This is a genomic window from Desulfosarcina sp., assembly GCF_041551955.1.
Classification (GTDB): domain Bacteria; phylum Desulfobacterota; class Desulfobacteria; order Desulfobacterales; family Desulfosarcinaceae; genus Desulfosarcina.
Genome location: NZ_JBFELV010000463.1, coordinates 1 through 3,917 on the forward strand (window position 1 = coordinate 1; position 3,917 = coordinate 3,917).

4 protein-coding genes and 1 pseudogene are annotated in these 3,917 nt (G+C 56.6%); 4 read left to right on the top strand and 1 reads right to left on the bottom strand.

What is annotated here, in order from left to right; translation table 11 throughout:
• The 4 genes and pseudogenes from ABYV26_RS22500 to ABYV26_RS22515 all read left to right on the top strand — a co-directional run.
• Positions 1-306: pseudogene (locus ABYV26_RS22500) on the top strand (Holliday junction DNA helicase RuvA); the annotation flags it as partial.
• 66 nt (positions 307-372) lie between these two features.
• Positions 373-1,413, top strand: coding sequence for a Holliday junction branch migration DNA helicase RuvB (gene ruvB, locus ABYV26_RS22505; RefSeq protein ID WP_372683599.1), 1,041 nt, complete (start codon positions 373-375; stop codon positions 1,411-1,413).
• 59 nt (positions 1,414-1,472) lie between these two features.
• Entirely contained in the window at positions 1,473-2,663 is a 1,191-nt protein-coding gene (locus ABYV26_RS22510; RefSeq protein WP_372683600.1) for a hypothetical protein, read from the top strand.
• Positions 2,664-2,731: 68 nt separating this feature from the next.
• The gene (locus ABYV26_RS22515) at positions 2,732-3,076 is read left to right on the top strand and encodes a polymer-forming cytoskeletal protein (RefSeq protein WP_372683601.1); all 345 of its coding nucleotides are present in this window, start codon (positions 2,732-2,734) and stop codon (positions 3,074-3,076) included.
• 10 nt (positions 3,077-3,086) lie between these two features.
• On the opposite strand, the gene ABYV26_RS22520 is transcribed toward ABYV26_RS22515, so the two are convergent.
• Complete coding sequence (locus ABYV26_RS22520) at positions 3,087-3,680, bottom strand: class IV adenylate cyclase (protein WP_372683602.1); 594 nt, start codon at positions 3,678-3,680, stop codon at positions 3,087-3,089.
• Positions 3,681-3,917 lie beyond the last annotated feature (237 nt).

Sequence of the window (3,917 nt, forward strand, 5' to 3'; positions counted from 1 at the left end):
ATCGAAAGCGGAGATGTCAAAACCTTGAAACAATTGAGCGGGATTGGTGATCGAACGGCCCATAAAATCGTTGCCTCCCTGCAGGGCAAGATGAACAAGTTTGCCCTGATCAGACATGAAAAAGAAGGGGCGCCGGTGCCAGTGGATGAAGATTTTGTCCAGATGGTGATGGATGTGCTGGTATCCCAGCTGGGCTACCGAACCACCGATGCCCGGCAGATGGTCGCCGATGCCATGAAAAATAACAGCGCCATTGCCACCGCAGAGCAGTTGTTTGACGAAATTTATCGGGGACAACGGCAATAGACAGCGATCCCCACTCGAGTAAATCGGTTGTTTGAAGACGGTTGAACTGCAAACATGGACCCCTTGATGGCGGATCGTATTCTCACCCACAGTTCAGATGAAACAGCCATCCTCGATGGTGCCGTTCAGCCCGATGATCGGGATCCGGACATTCTCTCCCTGCGTCCCGAACGGCTGCATGAGTACGTCGGGCAGGCCGAGGTGGTGGAGACCTTGAAGATCGCCATCGAGGCGGCCAAGCTAAGGTCAGAACCCCTGGAGCATGTTCTTTTTCATGGCCCGCCGGGGCTGGGCAAGACCACCTTGGCCCACATCATTGCCAATGAAATGGGCGGGACACTGACCGTGACATCGGGACCGGCGTTGGAAAAGGGGGGTGACCTGATCGGGATCCTTACCCACCTCGGAGAAGGGGATGTGCTTTTCGTTGACGAAATTCACCGTACCCCCAAGACAGTGGAGGAATTCCTCTACCCCGCCATGGAAGATTTTGCCGTGGACTTTGTCTTCGACAAGGGCATTCATGCCCGCAGCCACCGATACCGGTTGAAATGTTTTACGTTGGTGGGCGCCACCACGCGGGTGGGCCTGCTCTCCGCCCCGCTGCGGGACCGCTTCGGTATTTTTCGAAGCCTCGATTTTTACGGCCTGGATGATTTGGTGCAAATCACCACCCGGTCAGCGGCGCTTCTGGACGTCGCTATCGACAAACCGGGTGCCATGGAACTGGCCAAACGCTCACGGGGAACGCCTCGGATCGTCAACCGGCTTCTCAAGCGGGTTCGGGATTATGCCCAGGTCCGTGGCGACGGTGCCATCTCCAAGCCCACCGTGGAAGCGGCCTTGGCGCTGGAGGGGGTAGACAACAGGGGGCTCACCCGATTGGATTATCGCTACCTGAAAACCATCATCGATTATTACGGCGGTGGTCCAGTGGGTATCGAAGCGATCTCCGCCACCCTCCAGGAAGAGACCGATACCTTGGTGGATGTGGTGGAGCCTTATCTGCTGAAAATCGGCATGGTGATACGCACGTCATCGGGCCGGCGGACCTCTGATGCGGCCTATCGCCACCTGGGCGTGTCGGTCGAGCGAAAGCGCCTTTAACGGTTAAACCAGTAACCGGCACACCGCGTGCCATATCATACGTGAGGAAAGCCTGACCCATGGCAAAACCCGAAAAGCGATGGCAGCTTTTACTGGTGGCGGACGACGGGCGGATCATTCCTTTCAAGAGAATCAAGGGAATCGCCGTGACGTTGGCGGTATTTTTGGTGATTCTGGGGCTGGCATGCGCCGGATTGGGGTGGCAGCTGACCGCAGAGAGAGTCAGGCATCGCCGGACCATGGCCCAGCTTACCGATGCCAACCGCCAAGTGGTTCGTTACAAGAGCGAACATGAACTGATTACGGCTGAATTGGTGCTGGCTGAAGCACGCATGGAAAAAGCGGGGCTGCTGGTGCCCGTTCGACAGTCGCGTGTTGGGCAGCCGGCGCCTGTGAAAACCGTTGATGCCAAGGCGGATCCCTCGCCGACCATCGAAGCGGGTAAAAAAGAGACGGAACCCTCAGCTGCAGCCAGACAAACGGTTGCCAAAGCATCCTCCGCGCCGCCGGCAGCGGTGCCCCCGGTTAGCCAGGCCAAGGCATCCGTTCCGGACGCCGCCCCGGCCAAAACAACCGCAGAACCGAAGCAGCCGGTGGTTGCCATGGATGACCTGGAAGTAAAACACGATGCAGGAAAAAAGATCCTCCTGGCGCGATTCCGGGTAAAAAATACCGGTCCCCGCTCTTCACCGGTTGCGGGCCGGTGTGTGGTGGTGCTAAAGGCCGACCGGATGGATCCCGGTGCGTGGACGGTCATGCCGGACGTGAAGCTGGTCAACGGCGAGCCTGATGGCCAACGGGGACAGCCATTCAGAATCTCCCGGTACAGAGACATGGAGATCAAGGCAATGGCTCAGACGGACCCTTCGTCCTTTAAAGCCGCCACCGTCTATGTGTTTGACGCTTCCGGGGCCAAGATTCTGGAAAAAGATTTCCCCATCGATTTGCCTGCTTCCAGACCGGATCCAGCGCCGGTTTCCACGCCGGCGGCGCAACCCGTCAAGGCGAGCGAGACAACCGACGTCCCTGCGGTTCCAGAGGCATCGACGTCGGCCAATTTGCCGCCCGAGGCAACGGTACCGTCCGCGGATTCGCAAGAAGAGAAGGACCGTCTTCCAATCGCACCCATCCGGGAAAGTGATCCCGGGAACCTATCGCCGACGGTGCCGGCCAGAGGGCCGGTCGACGACCCATCGCTGACAGAAGGTGTCGAAACGGAAAAGAAAGAAGACACCCGTTCCCGGTTTTAAACCCCGGGAGCCGTGATTATCCGACCCTTTTACCATATGGTTACCACCCAGTTATCAGGAGAGCGGATGTGAAGGACAATGGTAATAAGTTTTCCATTATCGACAAAGGCATGACCGTAGACGGATCCTTGGTTGGCAGGGGCAATCTGGTGGTCAAGGGATCGGTCAAGGGCACCCTCACCGGTGAAAGTGTGGTCATCAGCGAGGAGGGTCACATTGCGGCAGACACCAAAGCCGACACCTTGACGGTCGGAGGCAGCTTTGAAGGCCGTGTGGAAACGGTGGGGCAGTTGGTGATTCTTACCACGGGAAAATGCACCGGAGAGATCATCTGCGGGGATCTGGTGGTAGAGGCCGGCGGCCGCCTGGATGCACGGGTGACCTGTAAAGGGCCGGCTCAGGGTAAAAAATAGGGCGATCCGGTCATTCACGGCCGGCTTCAAACAGGCGGGCGTATCGGTCGAAACGAACGTTGACGGTGTTAAAGTTGTCGAACGTGACGTCGCCGAAGTTCAGACCTTCCTTTTCCCGCAGGATTTCGAATATGCCCAGATAGCTGGAAAGAATGCGCCGCTCCCAGCTCAACCCCAGGGCGTGGACAATGGGCATGATCGTGTCCGGCGAACCTTCGATCTCCAGAAACCGGCCAAAGGGCATGGTGTCCATACACAACGTGGCGTCGTTCAACTGCCAGGTTTCGCGCCATTTTTCGTAGATCTGGCAGCGAACGTAGCCCAGGGCATTCAAAATGGCGTCCATGGTCTCGAAATCGCTGACACTCACTTCCAGTTCCCGGTGAATCTTGAAACGGGCGTCGGTTGCCGGTGGTGGAGATTTGAAGGTGAGCGTGGTGCCCCGGTCTTTTCTCAGACGCAGCAGGCAGTTGTTCTTCAGCAACCGACCGTCTTCGGTGTCGTAGCGCATATTCTGCTCGAATGTGCGTTCGCCGATGCGCACGGCGCCGAGACCCAGGAGACGGCCCCGCAGGCCGGATAGATTCAAAATCATAAATTTCAATTCAATTTCAAGATGTTCCATGGCAACTGGAAAATTGCAGAAATCATGTCCATTGTCAAAGCAATAGATGCGCAGACGAATGAAAACGGCGAGTTGACGCCTGTCTCCGGCTTACTTTTTTCTTGACACCCGTGGGATTATCTATTAATAGTCCCTGATTCTAAGCAACGAACAGGAGCAAAAAACGGTGAAAAAATATACCTACAGCGCAAAAGACTCTGATAATCAAAACAAATG